The sequence below is a fragment of the Novosphingobium aeonii genome (assembly GCF_052279045.1).
Lineage (GTDB): Bacteria > Pseudomonadota > Alphaproteobacteria > Sphingomonadales > Sphingomonadaceae > Novosphingobium.
Genome location: NZ_CP176832.1, coordinates 1634119 through 1650286 on the forward strand (window position 1 = coordinate 1634119; position 16168 = coordinate 1650286).

The following is a 16168-nucleotide window of genomic DNA, read 5'->3' on the forward strand; positions in this document are numbered from 1 at the left end:
TGTTACGGGCTCGGCGGCAGGGCGCCGGGGTTCCGGCGGCACGCCGGAGCAGGGGTGGCCGAGGCCTTCCAGCGCAGTTCGTAAGTGACGAGAAAACCGTCATGGTCCGATAGCTTCGGGCTTTCCGGGCGTCCGTCAAACAGGGCCTCCACCCGGATCGGGCGGATCCGGACGCTGTCTCCGCTCCACAGGAACTGCAGGTCCTGCGTGTCCATCCACGGTTCATCGCCATCCCATGACATGCGCACGTCGCATCCCGAGGCAGGCTCGGCGCAGATGCGATGGACGAGATCGAGCGACTGATAGCGGGAGAAGTTCTCCCAGCGCTGTTCCGAATGGCGCATGTTGAAATCGCCCCCGAAGATCAGCGGCGTTGCGTCATCGTGAGTCCGGTCGATGAACTCGGAGGCTTCGAGCGCCTGCCGGTCATGCGCTGCGAGATTCCGCGCGGCCGGGGCCCGGGAGGCCCCGCGCGAATTCATGTGCGTATCGTAGATGTCGATCAGCGTGGGCACGCCGGGAATCTCGATTCGCGCCAGTGCGATGCCCTTGTTGGCAAGGCAGTCGAACCCGGCGCAGGATTTGCGCCCATAGGCGCGCCGCGCGGTATCGACGATCGCGTAGCGCGAGGCGATGGCAAGGCCGCTGCCGAAGAAATGAATGCCGATCTCGCCGCGCTGGAGATTGGAGTTGCCCGGCAGCTTCTGCCTGGTGGAGCCGCGGGCGCGGGTGGTGCGGTGCGGGCCGGAGTGGATTGCGGGGTAGCCGGTGGATGCGACCGCCCGCTTGGCGGCATCGCTGAACATTTCCTGGAACAGCACCACGTCGGGCGCGGTTCCGGCAGCGCGCATGGCGGAAAGGCGTTGGCCGATCTGCGAGAGGGACGGCCCCCGGCCGCTGCGCGCGGGCCAGGAGAGGCCTTCCATATTGTAAGTCAGCACCGAAAGTGTCGCGGTGGCCGTTTGCCCGTCGTCGAGCAGCGTGATCGGGGGCGGCTGGACGGCGCTGCATGGCACTTGCGCCGAAGGGGGCGCCATCGTGTTGCAGCCGGCGACCAGCAGCATGAGGCCGATTCCCGCAGCGCTTCGGGAAAGAGCAGGTCCACCATTCATCCGTTTGCGGAAATACATGCCAGCGACCTAAGTCCTGCGAGATCGCAAGTCCATGGCGGCGCGGTCAGGCGGTGGACCACTGGAATTCCATGCACACTTCACCGAAGGTGGTGCCGTCCGGGGCGAAGCTGCGCTCCACGATCATGCCCTTGCCGCCGCGCTGTACGGCCAGCACCGTGCTGCACCGCGTGCCATAGAGGGGATCGCGAATGAAGACCGGGGCGAAGCGCGGCTCCGGGCCGTCTTCGGGACTGGCGAGCCGTGGGTCCGGGGTTTCGGCGCGCAGTGCGGCGAGCAGGTCTGCAGGGTTAGCATCGCCTTGGGCCAGCCAGGTGGCAATCGACTGCTCGACCTGGAGCGTCTTGGGCCAGGGCACGTCGAACCCGCCGTTCGAAAGGCCATGGATGCCCGGCAAGAGCGGGCGTGATTCGGGGGCGGGGTGGTTGGTCAGGAAACGCGCCTCGCCCGCCGCCACTTCGACGAGGTTGAAGGGGTTCATCGATTCGACCGGTTCGGACCGGCGGCCTTCGAGCAGATCGGTGACAAGCTTTCCGCGTGAAGGCCTGCCGGGCACGGAGCCTTCCGGCACCCGGTAATTGGTCACGAGAACGAATCGGTTCGTCCTTGCCGTTTCGCCTTCGGTGAGGCCCAGCCAGGTGCCCCCGCCCAGCAGGTCCCGTCCGGCGATGATGCCGCTTCCGTCACCCCAGCGCGCGAGCGGGGCGGTGGGGCGGGTGTGGAACTCGTCCCGGTTGCCGGCAACCACGAGCGGCCATTCCGGGTGGGCCTGCCATGCCACGGCGGCAACGCACATCGTCAGATCAGTCCCTTGGCCCTGAGGCTCGTATGGCCTTCCCGGCCGATGATGACATGGTCGTGCACCGAGATGCCGAGCAGTCGTCCGGCCTCGGCGATGCGGTTGGTGACCTCGATGTCGGCGCGGCTGGGCTGGGGCGAGCCGGAAGGGTGGTTGTGAACGAGAATCAGCGCCGTTGCCCCAATGTCCAGCGCACGGCGAATCACCTCCCGCGGATGGATGGCAGCTTCGTCGATCGAACCGTCGCCCACGAGGTCGTCGAGGATCAGCATGTTCTTCGAATTGAGATAGAGCACGCGCACGCGCTCACGCGTGAGGTGCGCCATGTCGATCGTCAGATAGTCTATCAAAGCCTGCCACGAGCCGATCACCGGTGCTTCGCGCACTTTCTGGCGGGCGAGGCGGGTCGCCGCGACAGTGACCACCCGCAGCGCGGCCACGGCAGCCTCGCCCATGCCGGGGTGGCCGGCCAGCGCGCGCGGATCCGCCTGCAGCACGCCCGCCAGCGAGCCGAAGCGATGGATCAGGCTGCGGGCGAGGGGTTTCATGTCGCGCCGGGGAACGGCCTGCATCAGCAGGAGTTCTATGACCTCGTGATCCCCCAGAGCTTCCGCCCCACCTTCGACCAGCCGCTTGCGCAACCGGGCCCGGTGGCCGCTGGGATCGTTCCCCGTCTGCGCGGCGCGCCCATCCCGGGCACCCGAAACCCCACCGGCATCCGGGCCGGAGTTTTCGGCGGGTTCATCGAAGAGACTGTCGTGATCGGGCATAACGTGCACAGACAATTGCCTTTCCCGGACGCCAAGCGCAAGTGAAGGACCGGATGCCTCAGGAGCATGACCCAGCCACCGCTCCGGCGGAAACGCCCCCGCCGCGCCGCAAGCGCCGGAGGGCGTTTGCACTCGTCCTGCTGACGGGCGCCGCGCTCGGGCTGGCCGGCACATGGTTCTGGCGCGAGGACATCGCCGAAAACCTGATCTCCGGCGAGCTTGCCAAGCTGGGGCTCCCTGCCACTTACGAGATCGTCAACATCGGTCCTTCCGAACAGGTCGTGCGCAATCTCGTGATCGGCGATCCCCGCCGGCCGGACCTCACTGTCGAGGAAATCCGCGTCGCCACGCGGCTGAACTGGGGTTGGCCGGGCATCGGGCGAATCACCGTGGTTCGCCCGCGCCTTTTCGGCACCCTTCACGGCGGCAGGTTCAGCCTGGGCTCGCTCGACAAAGTGCTGCACGCGGGTGAGCCGAGCAAGGACTACGCCTTGCCCGACCTCGACGTGGCGGTGGAGGACGGGCGCGCCCTGATCGAGAGCGACTATGGCCGCATCGCCGCCAGGCTTGCCGGAAAAGGCGGGCTGCGCGGCGGGTTCGACGGCGAACTCGCGGCCCTTTCTCCGCATCTTGCCGCGCAAGGCTGCGAGGCGGGGCGGACCACGCTCTATGGCAGGGTCCGCATCTCCGGCGGCAAGCCCCGCTTCACCGGCCCGCTGCGGTTCGACGGTCTGGCCTGCCCGAAGCAGTCGCTTCGGGTGGCAAAGAGCGGCGCGCAGCTCGACGTGACGCTCGACCGGTTGCTCGACGGCGGCGAGGGCAGGATCGGTCTAGACGCCGGCGAGACAGGCTTCGCGGCCAACCGGCTGGAGGGCCTGACCGGCTCGGGACGTTTCACCTATCGCAGGCAGGCGCTCACCGCTCAGTTCCGCGTGGAGGCGAAAGGCCTCGCCACGCCGCAGGCGCGGCTGGGGCAACTGGCGTTCGATGGAAGCCTGCGCTCCGCAAACGGTCTTGCGCGATTCGATCTCGACGGAGACGTGACGGGCAAGGGCGTCTCCATCGGCGAATCGGTTGATGCCATGCTGGTCGAGGCGGCGCGCGCCGGGGAGGGCACGCTCGCCGCGCCGGTCGCCACGCAGGTCCGCTCTGCGCTGGCCCGCGAGACGCGGGGCAGTACGCTTGACGCGAATCTCATCCTGAGACGCGGCGAGGACGGGTTCAGCCTGGTGGTGCCGCGCGGCCATTGGCGCGGGGCCAGCGGTGCCTCGTTGCTGGCGCTGTCCCGCCTGCAGGCGAAATTCGGGGCGAACGACCGCCGCCCCGTGGTCACCGGCAATTTCGCAAGTGGCGGGCAGGGGTTGCCGCAAGTTTCCGGGCGGATGGAAAGCGATGCACGCGGCCATCTCGCGCTGCAGGTCGAGATGCCGGAATACCGCGCCGGCGATTCCCGCGTGGCCCTGCCGCATTTCGCGCTGAGCCAGACGCCTGACGGCACGATGAGCTTCACCGGCGAAACGCGCCTTTCCGGTGCCTTGCCCGGCGGCGCGGCGCAGGATCTGGTCCTGCCGATCGACGGGCGCTGGGGCGCGGACGGCACGCTTGCGGTCTGGCCGCGATGCACGACGATCGGCTTCGGGCGGCTCGCTTTTGCAAATCTCACGCTCGACAGGCGCAGCCTGCAAGTCTGCCCGGCGCGCGGCGGTTCGATCCTGCGCAGCCATGCAGGCGGGTTCGACATCGCCGCAGGCGTTCCGGCGCTCGACGTGTCCGGGCACCTTGGCGAAACCCCGATTCGCGTCGCCAGCGGCCCGCTCGGCTACGCGCAGTTCGCCGGCAGGCCCGGCGCGCTGACCGCGAAGGCGGTCGATGTCAGCCTCGGTCCGCGGGAGGCGCCATCGCGGTTCCGCCTCGCCACGCTGGATGCGCAAGTGGGCAAGGATATCGGCGGGGCGTTCGATGAAGCGGACATTTCGCTCGCCGCCGTCCCGCTCGACCTCAAGCAGACCGCGGGCAACTGGCGCTATTCGGGGGGCGTGCTCGCCATCGACAAGGCCCGCTTCACCCTGGTCGATCGCCAGCAGGCGCCGCGTTTCCAGCCTCTCGTCGCCCGCGACGGAACGCTGAGGCTGGAAAACAACGTCATTACCGCCCAGGCCGTGCTGCGGGAGCCCACCAGCGACCGTGAAATGGTCCGCGCCGACGTGGTCCACGATCTCGGCAAGGCGAGCGGCCATGCCGACCTCGCGGTCTCCGGGATCACGTTCGACAAGCAGGTCCAGGCCGAAACGCTCTCGCCTTTGCTGCTGGGCATCGTCTCGAACCTGGAAGGCAGCGTCCACGGCACCGGACGGATCGACTGGAACGGGCAGGGCGTGACCAGCCACGGGCGCTTCGCCACCGACGGCCTCGATTTTGCGGCGGCGTTCGGTCCGGTGAAGGGATTGAGCGGGGATATCGCGTTCACGGACCTGCTCGGCTTCGTCACTGCGCCGGACCAGAAGCTGAAGATCGCCTCGATCAATCCCGGCGTGGAAGTGACCGATGGGGAGCTGTCGTTCCAGATGGAGCCCGGCTACCTGCTGCGCCTGAACGGAGCACGCTGGCCGTTCATGTCAGGCACGCTGACGCTGGACCCGGCGACGATGCGCATCGGCGCCTCGGAAACACGGCACTACAAGCTCAACGTCAGCGGGCTCGACGCGGCGACCTTTGTTCAGCACCTCGAACTCACCAACATCAATGCCACCGGCGTCTTCGATGGCGAAGTGCCGCTGGTGTTCGATGAGCAGGGCGGGCGCATCGTCGATGGCTACCTCGCCTCGCGCGATCCGGGCGGCAATGTCAGTTATCTGGGCGCGCTGACCTACAAGGACCTTTCGGCGATGGGCAATTTCGCCTTCGGTGCGCTCAAGTCGGTGGACTACAGGCACATGGAGATCGGGCTGGGCGGCTCGATCTCGGGCGAACTTCTCACGCGCATCAGTTTCGACGGGCTCAGCCAGGGAACCAGTGCGCAGCGAAACTTCATCACCAAGCAGATCGCGAAGCTGCCGATCCGCTTCGTCGTCAAGATCAAGGCGCCGTTCTTCAAGCTCTTCGGCTCGATGCGTTCGCTTTACGATCCCACTTACGTCACCGATCCGCGTGCGGTCGGCATATTCAGCACGGTGCCGGGGCAGGTCCCGACGGGCGATCCCGGTTCAACTCGTCCCGCCCCAGCCACCATTCAGCCTCCAGTCAGCGAGAATAATCCATGAAGGCCCTGGAATTGACCGGAAGCACTCCGGCTGCGACAAGTCCGGCGATGATGAGCCAGGCACTCCACAACCCGCAGCAGGTTCCCTTTCGGTCCGGCAGGCGCGCCGTTCGCGCCCTGATGGTGGTGATGGGTCTGGGATCGATGCTGGGCGGATGCGTGAATGTGAGCGCGCCCGACAAGCCGATAGTGATCGAACTCAACATCAACATCAGGCAGGAAGTTATCTATCGTCTCTCCCAGGACGCGGAGAACACGATCAAGGAAAACGAAGGCGTATTCTGATGAGCAAGATCCGTTTCAGCAGTCCCGTCGCCTATCTGGGTGCGATTGCGCTGGCACTTGGTGCCGGTAGCGGCGCGCTGGCGCAGGAAGGGCGCGACCCGGCCTATGCCGCAGCCCGTGCCGCAGGGCAGGTGGGCGAACAGAAGGACGGTTATCTCGGCGTGATCGGAGCGCCTTCCGCCGATATTCGCGCCATGGTTCGTGACCTCAACAACAAGCGGCGCGCGATCTACACCGAAAAGGCCGCGGGCAAGAGCACGATCGAGGAATATGCCTTTGCCACGGCATGCCGCCTGATCTCGCAGACCCAGCCGGGCGAAAAGTATCAGGCCCCCGATGGTTCATGGAAGGTTCGCGGTGCCGGAGCGCCGGAGCGCGATGCACGCTGCCCCTGATATCGGGCTGGCGCTGATATCGACAGCGTCTAATGAACATTGAAAGGGCGGCCGGTTTTCCGGTCGCCCTTTTTCGTATGTCGAAGAGCGCCGCGTTCGCGAAGGCGAGCGGCCGGGCTTCCTCCCGAGCTGAATATCCCGGCGGACGTTCGGCGCGTTCTTGAGGATTTTCTTCGGCATCGTCCTTGCGGTATTGTCCGCAAGGCACCACTTCCGCAGCCTGATCGACACTTGGACACACGCCGTCGCGTGTGAACAACTGTTGCCGCGCGCCTCGTGCCATGGTTGACTCAAGAATAGCCCCACCCTAAGGGGGCGGCGCCCTCGGCGGGCAGCCGTTGAACGCGTCATTACGTTCCTATTCGTTTGAGAGGAGGAGCCTGACATGAACGACGAGCCGTCCGCACGGGAACCTGTCGGCGAGGATGCGCGCCTCGATTCGCTGGACGATCGGCTGAAAGCCCTTCGTGAGCGGGAGGCGAAGCGTCAGAAGCCGGTCGCGGGCGCGGAAACGGACGATGCCTATCGTGCCGGAAACCGCGTCCTGGCCGACTTGCTCGGTGGGGTTGCCGGTGGTCTGTTTCTTGGCTGGGTGATTGATCACTTTGCCGGAACATCGCCCTGGGGTCTGATGGTAATGATGTTCCTCGGAATATTCGTTGCCTTCAGGAATATTATCAGGAATTCGAACCGGCGCCCGGATTGACCCAAGGGGGGTGGATTAGGGCGCTGTCGTTCATTGGCGACAGGGATATTCGCGTGGCAGCCGAAGCGAAGGTCGATCCGATGCACCAGTTCAGCATCCAGCCGTTGTTCGGCTCGGAAGGCTGGAGCATCGCCGGTTACAACATCGCCTTCACCAACAGCACGCTGTGGATGGCGATTGCCGCCGTCACGCTGGCGTTCTTCGTTGCGGGCGGCATGAAGCGCCAGCTCGTGCCCGGTCGTTGGCAGATGGCGGTGGAAACCTTCACCGGCTTCATCGACGGCATGCTGGCTGCGAACGTCGGCCCCGGCGGCAAGAAGTACGTTCCGTACATCTTCTCGCTGTTCATGTTCATTCTCTTCGCGAACTTCCTCGGCCTGCTGCCGCTGGGCGTGATCGGTCTCCATGCCTTCACGTTCACCAGCCACTTCTCGGCCACGGGCGTTCTTGCGGTGCTTTCCTTCGCGATCGTCATCATCGTCGGTTTCGCGAAGCACAAGCTGCACTTCTTCTCGCTGTTCGTGCCGCACGGCACTCCGGTGATCATGATCCCGCTGATCTTCTGCGTGGAACTGATCTCCTTCCTGGTGCGCCCGTTCAGCCTCGGCCTGCGTCTTTTCGTCGCAATGATGGCCGGCCACGTCCTTCTTGAGGTTCTTTCGAGCTTCGTCATCAGCTCGGGCAATGCCGGTATCGGCCTCTTCGCCATCGCCGGGCTGCCCAGCTTCATCCTGATGGTCGGCATCTGCGCTCTCGAGCTGCTGGTTGCCGGTATCCAGGCCTATGTTTTCGCTCTTCTCACTTGCGTCTATCTCAACGACGCCGAGAATCTTCACTGATTTTTCAGTCTCACTCGAGTTTTCCAAAGGGAGTTTTTGAAATGGACGCAGAAGCTGCAAAGCTGCTTGGTGCTGGTTTCGCCGCAATCGGTTGCGGCCTCGCCTCGATCGGCGTGGGTAGCGTTTTCGCGAAGTTCCTCGAAGGCGCGCTGCGCAATCCGGGCGCCGCTGATGCCCAGCAGGGCCGTCTCTTCATCGGCTTCGCCGGTGCCGAACTTCTCGGTCTGCTGTCGTTCGTCGTTGCCGCGCTGCTGATCTTCGCCTGATCGCGCGCCACTGATCCGGTCCGGCTGCCCGAACCCTTTGGTGAGGCGGCCGGATCACCGGATGCAAGAATTCTATCGGCCACTTCGAGACAGGGCGGACCCATGCCTCAGATCGCACAGCTAGCCGCGACTTATTCCAGCCAGATCTTCTGGATGCTGATCTTCTTCGGCTTCACGTTCTTCGTCGTTGGACGGGGAATGGTTCCCAAGGTCATGGATACGGTCGCGCAGCGCGACAAGCAGATTGCCGACGACCTCGCCGCCGCCGAGCGCTTCCGCGCATCGGCCGATGCGGAAGAGGAAGCCTGGCGCACGCGTGAGAACGCTAACCGCGCCGAGGCGCAGGCCCTTATCGCGGAAGCCCGCGCCAAGGCCGCTGCCGTCACGACCGAGCGCCTCGCGACCGCGCAGGTGGCAATCGACGCCACGCTCGCCGAAGCCGAAACCCGTATCTCGCAGGCACGCCGTTCGGCCGCCGCCGAGATCGAGGACGTCGCCGCCGACGCCGCGCGCGAGATCGTCAGCCGCATTGCCGGCCTGACTCTTGACGACGGTGCGGTTCGTTCCGCCGTTAAGGAGAACCTGGTCCATGGCTGAGAACACTGAGCTGTCCACCACGGACACCGTCGTCGCCGAGGGTACGTCCCACGAAGGCGCCGAGATGGCAGGAACCCAGGCCGGCGTGGAGCATCATGCCGAACCGCTGCTGCTGGGCGTCGCCCCGCCGGTTGCGGTCGTCAGCGCCTCGATGCTGGTGCTCATCGCGATCATGCTCTGGAAGGGGCTGCCGAAGATGATCTCCGGCGGTCTCGACAGCAAGATTGCCGAGATCAAGGCGCAGCTTGCCGAAGCCACGACTCTGCGCGCCGAAGCGGAAGCGCTGCGCAAGGAATATGCCGACAAGATCGCGAGCGCCGAAAAGGACGCCGCGGCCATGCTCGACCATGCCCGTCACGAAGCGGAAACCATCGTCGCCAAGGCTCAGGCCGATACGACCGATGTCATCGCCCGCCGCGAGAAGATGGCCCAGGACAAGATCGGCGCCGTCGAACGTGCCGCCGTCACCGAACTGCGCCAGCAAGCCGCTGCCGCCGCTGCCGCGGCAGCGCGGGGCCTTATCAAGACCAACCATTCGGCGGATGCCGACAAGGCGCTGGTCGATCAGGCAATCGCCGGAATCTGATCTTTTCCGGATCGGCTGCGAAGCAAAAGGCCTCCGTGCGCTGCACGGGGGCTTTTTTGTGTCCCGCGTCCGGTCATGTCCGGCGGGAGCGTGATCGGGAGTTGACGGGCGCTGCGTTTGGGATCAGAGCGACGCCCGCGCAGCCCATGTTGCTGCGGTGTTTCAGGAAGCGAGGACATGTCAAGCGACAGTTCCAGTAGGACCGCACGCCCGGAGGTCGTCCGCTAGTTCTCGCTGGCCGTCGTCCGCCCGGGTCGTGCGGACGAAAGGTGTGATGATGGTGAACGACCTCTTCGCCGGCGTGACCGCCGGTGCCCGTCCCGCCAAGAGCGGGCTCTATATTGCAGATATCGTCGAGATGCTTCAGGCGCTGGCGCCGCAGGCCGCTGCCGCCAAGCTCGGCCGCATGGCCGACGTGCGCGCCGTGGCTGTGCTTGACCGGCCCGAATTCTCGGCGGCTCCCGATGTCCTGGCCTTGCTGCCGCAGCCGCGCGCCGTCCAGCTTCTTGCGCAGATGGCGGAAGACCGGGCTGCCGACGTGCTTGCCGAAATGGACGAAGCCGTGGCTGGCCAGCTCCTCGGCGCCCTTGCTCCCGAAGTGCGCACTTCGCTGCGCAGCCTGCTGGCATGGCCGGAAGACAGCGCCGGCGGCATGATGACGACGGAGTTCGTCGCCGCACGGATTTCGGCCAGCGTGGCTGAAGTTCTCGATCTCATCCGTACGGTGGAGCGCAGCCGCGAGACGGTCTATTCGGTGTTCCTTCTCGACGAGCGGGGCCGCCTCGATGCCACGATCTCGCTGCGCCGCCTGATCGCCGCACAGCCCGATTCGCCGGCGATCGACCTTGCCCGGGACCGGGAGCCGGTAACGGTGACGCCCGGCACCGACCGCGAGGAGGTGGCTCACCTCATCCGGCGGCACGATCTTCTTGCGCTGCCGGTGGTGGACGACGAGGGGCGGCCCCTCGGGATCGTCACCGTGGATGACGTGCTTGACGCGCTGGTGGCCGAGCATACCGAGGACGTCCAGAAGTTCGGCGGACTGGAGGCGTTCGACCGCCCCTATCTCGAAACCGGCTTCTTCGAGATGATCCGCAAACGCGCGGGCTGGCTCAGCGTGCTGTTCGTTTCGGAAATGCTCACCGCCAGCGCCATGCAGCATTTCGAGAACGAACTGGCCCGTGCAGTGGTGCTGACGCTGTTCATCCCGCTGATCATGAGTTCGGGCGGCAACAGCGGCAGCCAGGCGACCTCGCTCATCATCCGGGCGCTTGCGGTCGGCCAGGTGCGCCTGCGCGACTGGTGGCGCGTGGCGCTGCGCGAACTGCCGGCGGGCATGGTGCTGGGCGCCATCCTCGGTACGGTGGGCTTCGTGCGCATCGCCGCGTGGCAGGCACTGGGCTTCTATGATTACGGCAGCCACTGGATCCTGATCGCGACCACTGTTTCGGCCGGTCTTGTAGGGATCGTGACGTTCGGTTCGCTGGCGGGCTCGATGCTGCCGTTCCTGCTCCAGAAGCTGGGCTTCGATCCGGCCAGTGCATCGGCCCCGTTCGTCGCGACGCTCGTGGATGTCACGGGGCTGGTGATCTATTTCACCATCGCGCTTGCCATTCTATCCGGTACGCTGCTCTAGGCCCGGATGATCGAATTGGCGACCCATCCCTTGTCGCCGGATACCAGACGAAAGGACGGCCCCATGGCATTCACCGCGAAGATCCTGTTGCTCGGCTCGGGCGAACTGGGCCGCGAATTCGTGATCTCGGCCAAGCGGCTCGGCTGTCAGGTTGTGGCCTGCGACGCTTATGAGGGCGCGCCTGCCATGCAGGTGGCGGACCAGTTCGAGGTGTTCTCCATGCTCGATGGCGAGCGCCTGCGTGCCGCCATCGAGAAGCACCGGCCCGATTTCATCGTCCCCGAGGTTGAGGCGATCCGCACCGAGGTGCTGGCGGAAGTGGAGGCCGAGGGTTTCTGCGTCGTGCCGTCCGCGCGCGCGACCCAGATGACGATGAACCGCGACCGTATCCGCGAAGTGGCGGCGACGGAACTCGGCCTGCGGACTTCGCGCTATCGCTATGCCGAGAACCTGGATGAGGTCATGGCCGGCGCCGCGCACACGGGGCTGCCTTGCGTCATCAAGCCGGTCATGTCGTCATCGGGCAAGGGCCAGAGCACGGTGCGCGATGCCGCCGATCTGGAGAAGGCGTGGGACTACGCCGTGTCCAACATGCGCGGTGACCGTGCGCGCGTGATCGTGGAGGAGTTCGTCGATTTCGATTACGAGATCACCCTCCTGACCGTGCGCAGCCGCGAGGGCGTGTCGTTCTGCCCGCCGATCGGCCACCGACAGGAGCGCGGCGATTACCAGGAATCCTGGCAGCCGACGCCGATGGCGCCCTCCGCCATCGCCGATGCGCAGGACATGGCGCGCAAGGTCGTGGACGATCTTGGCGGTTACGGCATTTTCGGCGTGGAGTTCTTCGTGAAGGGCGAGGATGTGATCTTCTCCGAGCTCTCGCCGCGCCCGCACGATACCGGGATGGTCACGCTCATCTCGCAGAACCTTTCCGAGTTCGACCTCCACGCGCGCGCGATTCTCGGCCTGCCGATCCCGGAAATCACCCTGCATGGGCCCAGCGCCTCGGCGGTGATCCTGGCTGACCGGGTGTCCGATTCCTTCGCTTACGAAGGCCAGGCAGATGCGCTGGCGACGCCGGGCGGCCAAGTGGACCTGCGCCTTTTCGCCAAGCCCACGACGCGGCCCTATCGCCGGATGGGCGCGACGCTGGCGCTCGCCGGAGATACAGACAGCGCACGCCGGATCGCGGCGGAAGCCGCCGCGAAAGTGCGCATCGTTTACGAATAAGGGGAGGGCAGGGGAGCCGCTCCCCTGCCGCCTCAGAAGCTGTTCTTGGCTTCCCGCAGGGCCGCGAATGTAGCCACCGCGTCTCCATGTGACCCTTCCGGCGCCCAGCGCGCCTGCAGCGCCGGATCGTCCGCGCGCAGGAACGGGTTGGTGAGCAGTTCGCGGCCCAGCTTGGCCGGAACAGTGGGCAGCCCGGCCGCCCGGGCGCGGACGATATCGTCGGCATAGGCTGCCAGCTCGGCATTGTCGGGGTCGGCGTGAAGCGCGAACCTGGCGTTCGATGCGGTATATTCGTGCGCGCAGTAGAGCATCGTGCCCGCAGGAAGCGCCTTGATCCGCTGGAGGCTCGCCCAGAACTGGGCCGGATCGCCTTCGAACATGCGCCCGCAGCCCAGCGCAAAGACCGAATCGCCGACGAAAGCCATTTGAGCGCCGGGAATGTAGTAGGCGCAGTGGCCCAGCGTATGGCCGCCCACGTCGATAACCTGGGCTTTCCAGTCACCCAGCGAAACCACGTCGCCTTGCATCACCGTGCGGTCCACGCCGTCGATCCTTGCGGCATCGCCCTGCGGCGCGGTGATCGTGCAGTTGGTGACGGCCTTGATGGCCGCATTCCCGCCAGCGTGATCGGGGTGCCAGTGGGTGTTCCAGATCTGGGTGATCTGCCAGCCCCTGTGTGCGGCCTCGCGCAGATATTCGTCGGCATCCGGGGTATCGATGCAAGCGGTTTCGCCGCTCGCCGGATCGTGCAGCAGGTAGCCGTAATTGTCGCTGAGACAGGGAAACTGGTGGACTTCGAGCATGGGGTCTCTCCTCAGGGAGAGATTTAGGAGCTCAATCGGCGATCGGGAAGCCGCCTTCGCATTGCGAAGTATCGCATGTGCCGGCTGAGCCGGCGAAATCCAGGATCGAGGTGGCCGCCAACAGAAAGGCCTAGGCGATCGGTACGCCCCAACGTTCGAGGACTGTTTTCAGCAGGTCTCGTATCGCCATGCGCGGAGCCTATCACGTTCCCGCAAAAGCAAAAGCCCGCCCGGATTTCTCCGGACGGGCCTTTACTGATTCACCTCGCGGTGAAACCCGGAACGTTCTTACGAACGGTTCTTGAGGGCTTCGCCGAGGATGTCGCCGAGCGAAGCGCCCGAGTCCGACGAACCGTACTGTTCCACGGCTTCCTTCTCTTCGGCCAGCTGGCGGGCCTTGACCGAGAAGTTGGGCTTCTTGGAACGGTCGAAACCGGTGACCATGGCGTCGAGCTTCTGGCCGACCTGGAAGCGGTCGGGGCGCTGCTCGTCGCGGTCGCGGCCGAGGTCCGAACGCTTGATGAAGCCGGTGGCGCCATCGTCGCCAGCCTGGACTTCCAGACCGCCGTCGCGAACTTCGAGGACGGTCACGGTGGTGACCTGGCCACGACGCAGGCCGCCTTCGCCGCCGGCTGCGGCAACGCCGCCAGCTGCCGGAGCACCGCGCTCAAGCTGCTTCATGCCGAGGCTGATGCGTTCCTTCTCGACGTCGACGTCGAGAACCACGGCCGAAACCTGCTCGCCCTTGCGGTGCAGAGCCAGCGCGTCTTCGCCCGAGATGCCCCAGGCGATGTCCGACATGTGAACCATGCCGTCGACGTCGCCGTCGAGACCGATGAACAGGCCGAATTCAGTGGCGTTCTTGACTTCGCCTTCAACCTGCGAACCGACGGGGTGCTTCTCGGCGAAGGCTTCCCAGGGGTTCTGCTGAGCCTGCTTGAGGCCGAGCGAGATGCGGCGCTTGTCCGAATCGACTTCGAGAACGACCACTTCGACTTCCTGCGAGGTCGAGACGATCTTGCCGGGGTGGACGTTCTTCTTGGTCCAGGACATTTCCGAAACGTGGACGAGGCCCTCGATGCCGGCTTCCAGTTCCACGAAGGCACCGTATTCGGTGATGTTCGTGACAGTGCCCGACAGCTTGGCGCCGACCGGGTACTTGACGGCTGCGCCTTCCCACGGATCGCTTTCCAGCTGCTTCATGCCGAGGCTGATGCGCTGGGTGTCCTGGTTGATGCGGATGATCTGGACCTTCACGGTGTCGCCGATGGCGATCACTTCGCTCGGGTGGTTGACGCGCTTGTAGCTCATGTCGGTGACATGGAGCAGGCCGTCGATGCCGCCGAGGTCAACGAACGCACCGTAGTCGGTGATGTTCTTGACGACGCCTTCGATGACCTGGCCTTCGCTCAGCTTGTCGATCAGCTCGCTGCGCTGTTCGGCGCGCGTTTCTTCGAGGACGGCGCGGCGCGACACGACGATGTTGCCACGGCGACGGTCCATCTTGAGGATCTGGAAGGGCTGCGGCACGTCCATGAGCGGGGTGACGTCGCGCACGGGGCGGATGTCGACCTGCGAGCCGGGAAGGAAGGCAACGGCGCCGTCGAGGTCGACGGTGAAGCCGCCCTTGACGCGGCCGAAGATCACGCCTTCGACGCGCTTGCCTTCACCGAATTCGTTTTCGAGCTTGTCCCAGGCGGCTTCGCGGCGTGCGCGGTCGCGCGACAGCATCGCTTCACCGTCGGCGTTTTCGACGCGGTCGACGTAAACTTCGACTTCGTCACCGACCTTGAGGCCGTGGTCGTCTTCACCGCGGGCGAATTCGCGCAGGGCAACGCGGCCCTCGCTCTTCAGGCCCACGTCGATGACGGCCTTGTCGTTTTCGATGGCGGTGACGGTACCCTTGACGACGCGGCCTTCGAAGCCGTCATCGGCGACGCCGCCGAGCTGATCGTCAAGCATCTTCGCGAAATCATCGCGAGTGGGATTGGCAGAAGTAGCCATTAAAGGTCTTTCCTGTTCAACATTTTCCCGGCCAGGCGGTTGTTTCCGCCGGTCTTTCCTCCGCTTTGCCGCACCATGCAGGCGAAACGGGCCAAAAGGGCCGAACTGCCACGGTGGCCGGATGCCGGCCGTGGCGTCCTTCGAGCCGCATGGCTCTCCAGACCGGCGGCCACTACGCCGTTGGCCGCCGAAATGCAAGGAGAATGGGGCCGTTCAGGGAAGGACCGCAGCGGCCTTCCCGGCGATGGCCACGGCAGCGGCGATCGCCTCGTCACGGCCCAGTTCCGAGGTGTCGAGAACGACGGCGTCGTCGGCGGCGACAAGCGGGGCGTCCTTGCGGTTGCGGTCGCGTTCGTCGCGGGCGGCGAGATCGGCCTCGATCTCTTCAAGGGAGACCGTGCGGCCCTGCGCCTGCATCTCCAGGAAGCGGCGCTGGGCGCGGGCGGTGACGGATGCGACGACGAAGAGTTTCACCCCCGCTTCCGGCGCGATCACGGTGCCGATGTCGCGGCCGTCAAGCACGGCGCCGCCGGCCTGCGTGGCGAAGCTGCGCTGGCGTTCGAAAAGGGCCTGGCGCACGGCGGGATGCACCGAGGCGCGGCTTGCCAGCCCGCCGGTGGCTTCGGAGCGCAGTTCGGGGTCTTCGAGCAGCCCGTCGGCGAATGTGCAGGCGGCAAGCGCGGCGGCCGGGTCGTCAGGATTGCCGCCATCGAGGAAGCACTGCCGCCCCACCGCGCGATAAAGCAGCCCGGTATCGAGGTGAGGCAGCCCGAAATGGCGGGAAAGGGCTTTGGCGATAGTGCCTTTGCCCGAGGCGGTGGGTCCGTCTACGGCGATGATCATGGCTGGCTTCATGGCCGCTG

16 protein-coding genes are annotated in these 16168 nt (G+C 65.7%); 10 read left to right on the forward strand and 6 right to left on the reverse strand.

The genetic code is table 11. The annotated features are described in order from the left end of the window. Positions 1 to 2 precede the first annotated feature (2 nt). The 3 genes from ACLIMP_RS08120 to radC form a co-directional block, all read right to left on the reverse strand. Entirely contained in the window at positions 3 to 1064 is a 1062-nt protein-coding gene (locus ACLIMP_RS08120; RefSeq protein ID WP_443478152.1) for an endonuclease/exonuclease/phosphatase family protein, read from the reverse strand. Positions 1065 to 1176: 112 nt separating this feature from the next. Next, positions 1177 to 1926, reverse strand: a complete 750-nt coding sequence (locus ACLIMP_RS08125) for an NRDE family protein (RefSeq protein WP_324698686.1) — start codon at positions 1924 to 1926, stop codon at positions 1177 to 1179. A gap of 2 nt (positions 1927 to 1928) precedes the next feature. After that, the gene (gene radC, locus ACLIMP_RS08130) at positions 1929 to 2699 is read right to left on the reverse strand and encodes a RadC family protein (protein ID WP_324699016.1); all 771 of its coding nucleotides are present in this window, start codon (positions 2697 to 2699) and stop codon (positions 1929 to 1931) included. A 53-nt stretch (positions 2700 to 2752) separates the two neighbouring features. On the opposite strand from radC, the gene ACLIMP_RS08135 reads away from it, so the two are divergent. The 10 genes from ACLIMP_RS08135 (at position 2753) to purT (ending at position 12498) form a co-directional block, all read left to right on the forward strand. Further along, positions 2753 to 5959 (forward strand): intermembrane phospholipid transport YdbH family protein, encoded by a 3207-nt coding sequence (locus ACLIMP_RS08135; protein WP_324698687.1) that lies wholly within the window; start codon positions 2753 to 2755, stop codon positions 5957 to 5959. Then, entirely contained in the window at positions 5956 to 6243 is a 288-nt protein-coding gene (locus ACLIMP_RS08140) for a YnbE family lipoprotein (RefSeq protein ID WP_054439794.1), read from the forward strand. The genes ACLIMP_RS08135 and ACLIMP_RS08140 overlap by 4 nt, the downstream gene beginning before the upstream one ends. Then, positions 6243 to 6638: a YdbL family probable chaperone protein gene (locus ACLIMP_RS08145; protein ID WP_054439792.1), complete on the forward strand. Its 396-nt coding sequence runs from the start codon at positions 6243 to 6245 to the stop codon at positions 6636 to 6638. Before ACLIMP_RS08140 ends, ACLIMP_RS08145 begins: the two co-directional genes overlap by 1 nt. 385 nt (positions 6639 to 7023) lie before the next feature. Continuing rightward, positions 7024 to 7344: an AtpZ/AtpI family protein gene (locus ACLIMP_RS08150; protein ID WP_054439790.1), complete on the forward strand. Its 321-nt coding sequence runs from the start codon at positions 7024 to 7026 to the stop codon at positions 7342 to 7344. Between the two features lie 53 nt (positions 7345 to 7397). Continuing rightward, the gene (locus ACLIMP_RS08155) at positions 7398 to 8183 is read left to right on the forward strand and encodes a F0F1 ATP synthase subunit A (RefSeq protein WP_054439788.1); all 786 of its coding nucleotides are present in this window, start codon (positions 7398 to 7400) and stop codon (positions 8181 to 8183) included. A 41-nt stretch (positions 8184 to 8224) separates the two neighbouring features. Beyond that, entirely contained in the window at positions 8225 to 8449 is a 225-nt protein-coding gene (locus ACLIMP_RS08160; RefSeq protein ID WP_054439786.1) for a F0F1 ATP synthase subunit C, read from the forward strand. 102 nt (positions 8450 to 8551) lie between these two features. After that, positions 8552 to 9046, forward strand: coding sequence for a F0F1 ATP synthase subunit B family protein (locus ACLIMP_RS08165; RefSeq protein WP_054439784.1), 495 nt, complete (start codon positions 8552 to 8554; stop codon positions 9044 to 9046). Continuing rightward, a complete protein-coding gene (locus tag ACLIMP_RS08170; RefSeq protein WP_082370470.1) occupies positions 9039 to 9632 on the forward strand; it encodes a F0F1 ATP synthase subunit B in 594 nt (197 codons plus the stop codon). The genes ACLIMP_RS08165 and ACLIMP_RS08170 overlap by 8 nt, the downstream gene beginning before the upstream one ends. A gap of 274 nt (positions 9633 to 9906) precedes the next feature. Further along, the gene (gene mgtE, locus ACLIMP_RS08175) at positions 9907 to 11268 is read left to right on the forward strand and encodes a magnesium transporter (RefSeq protein WP_443478153.1); all 1362 of its coding nucleotides are present in this window, start codon (positions 9907 to 9909) and stop codon (positions 11266 to 11268) included. A gap of 63 nt (positions 11269 to 11331) precedes the next feature. After that, the gene (gene purT / locus ACLIMP_RS08180; protein WP_324698688.1) at positions 11332 to 12498 is read left to right on the forward strand and encodes a formate-dependent phosphoribosylglycinamide formyltransferase; all 1167 of its coding nucleotides are present in this window, start codon (positions 11332 to 11334) and stop codon (positions 12496 to 12498) included. 32 nt (positions 12499 to 12530) lie between these two features. Here the strand turns inward: purT and gloB are convergent, their stop codons facing one another. The 3 genes from gloB to ACLIMP_RS08195 all read right to left on the reverse strand — a co-directional run bounded on the left by gloB (position 12531) and on the right by ACLIMP_RS08195 (position 16148). Beyond that, positions 12531 to 13301: a hydroxyacylglutathione hydrolase gene (gene gloB, locus ACLIMP_RS08185; protein WP_324698689.1), complete on the reverse strand. Its 771-nt coding sequence runs from the start codon at positions 13299 to 13301 to the stop codon at positions 12531 to 12533. A 288-nt stretch (positions 13302 to 13589) separates the two neighbouring features. Further along, entirely contained in the window at positions 13590 to 15305 is a 1716-nt protein-coding gene (gene rpsA, locus ACLIMP_RS08190) for a 30S ribosomal protein S1 (protein WP_132469073.1), read from the reverse strand. Between the two features lie 213 nt (positions 15306 to 15518). Further along, on the reverse strand, positions 15519 to 16148 hold the full coding sequence (locus tag ACLIMP_RS08195) for a (d)CMP kinase (protein WP_324698690.1): 630 nt from the start codon (positions 16146 to 16148) through the stop codon (positions 15519 to 15521). Positions 16149 to 16168 lie beyond the last annotated feature (20 nt).

What these genes read in the sequence shown, in the direction of transcription:
- ACLIMP_RS08170 (WP_082370470.1), top strand. Translation starts at nt 9,039, where the DNA reads ATGGCTGAGAACACTGAGCTGTCCACCACGGACACCGTCGTCGCCGAG.
- mgtE (WP_443478153.1), top strand. Translation starts at nt 9,907, where the DNA reads ATGATGGTGAACGACCTCTTCGCCGGCGTGACCGCCGGTGCCCGTCCC.
- ACLIMP_RS08160 (WP_054439786.1), top strand. Translation starts at nt 8,225, where the DNA reads ATGGACGCAGAAGCTGCAAAGCTGCTTGGTGCTGGTTTCGCCGCAATC.
- rpsA (WP_132469073.1), bottom strand. Translation starts at nt 15,305, where the DNA reads ATGGCTACTTCTGCCAATCCCACTCGCGATGATTTCGCGAAGATGCTT.
- ACLIMP_RS08120 (WP_443478152.1), bottom strand. Translation starts at nt 1,064, where the DNA reads ATGCTGCTGGTCGCCGGCTGCAACACGATGGCGCCCCCTTCGGCGCAA.
- purT (WP_324698688.1), top strand. Translation starts at nt 11,332, where the DNA reads ATGGCATTCACCGCGAAGATCCTGTTGCTCGGCTCGGGCGAACTGGGC.
- ACLIMP_RS08135 (WP_324698687.1), top strand. Translation starts at nt 2,753, where the DNA reads ATGCCTCAGGAGCATGACCCAGCCACCGCTCCGGCGGAAACGCCCCCG.
- ACLIMP_RS08195 (WP_324698690.1), bottom strand. Translation starts at nt 16,148, where the DNA reads ATGATCATCGCCGTAGACGGACCCACCGCCTCGGGCAAAGGCACTATC.
- radC (WP_324699016.1), bottom strand. Translation starts at nt 2,699, where the DNA reads ATGCCCGATCACGACAGTCTCTTCGATGAACCCGCCGAAAACTCCGGC.
- ACLIMP_RS08140 (WP_054439794.1), top strand. Translation starts at nt 5,956, where the DNA reads ATGAAGGCCCTGGAATTGACCGGAAGCACTCCGGCTGCGACAAGTCCG.
- ACLIMP_RS08150 (WP_054439790.1), top strand. Translation starts at nt 7,024, where the DNA reads ATGAACGACGAGCCGTCCGCACGGGAACCTGTCGGCGAGGATGCGCGC.
- ACLIMP_RS08145 (WP_054439792.1), top strand. Translation starts at nt 6,243, where the DNA reads ATGAGCAAGATCCGTTTCAGCAGTCCCGTCGCCTATCTGGGTGCGATT.
- ACLIMP_RS08125 (WP_324698686.1), bottom strand. Translation starts at nt 1,926, where the DNA reads ATGTGCGTTGCCGCCGTGGCATGGCAGGCCCACCCGGAATGGCCGCTC.
- ACLIMP_RS08165 (WP_054439784.1), top strand. Translation starts at nt 8,552, where the DNA reads ATGCCTCAGATCGCACAGCTAGCCGCGACTTATTCCAGCCAGATCTTC.
- gloB (WP_324698689.1), bottom strand. Translation starts at nt 13,301, where the DNA reads ATGCTCGAAGTCCACCAGTTTCCCTGTCTCAGCGACAATTACGGCTAC.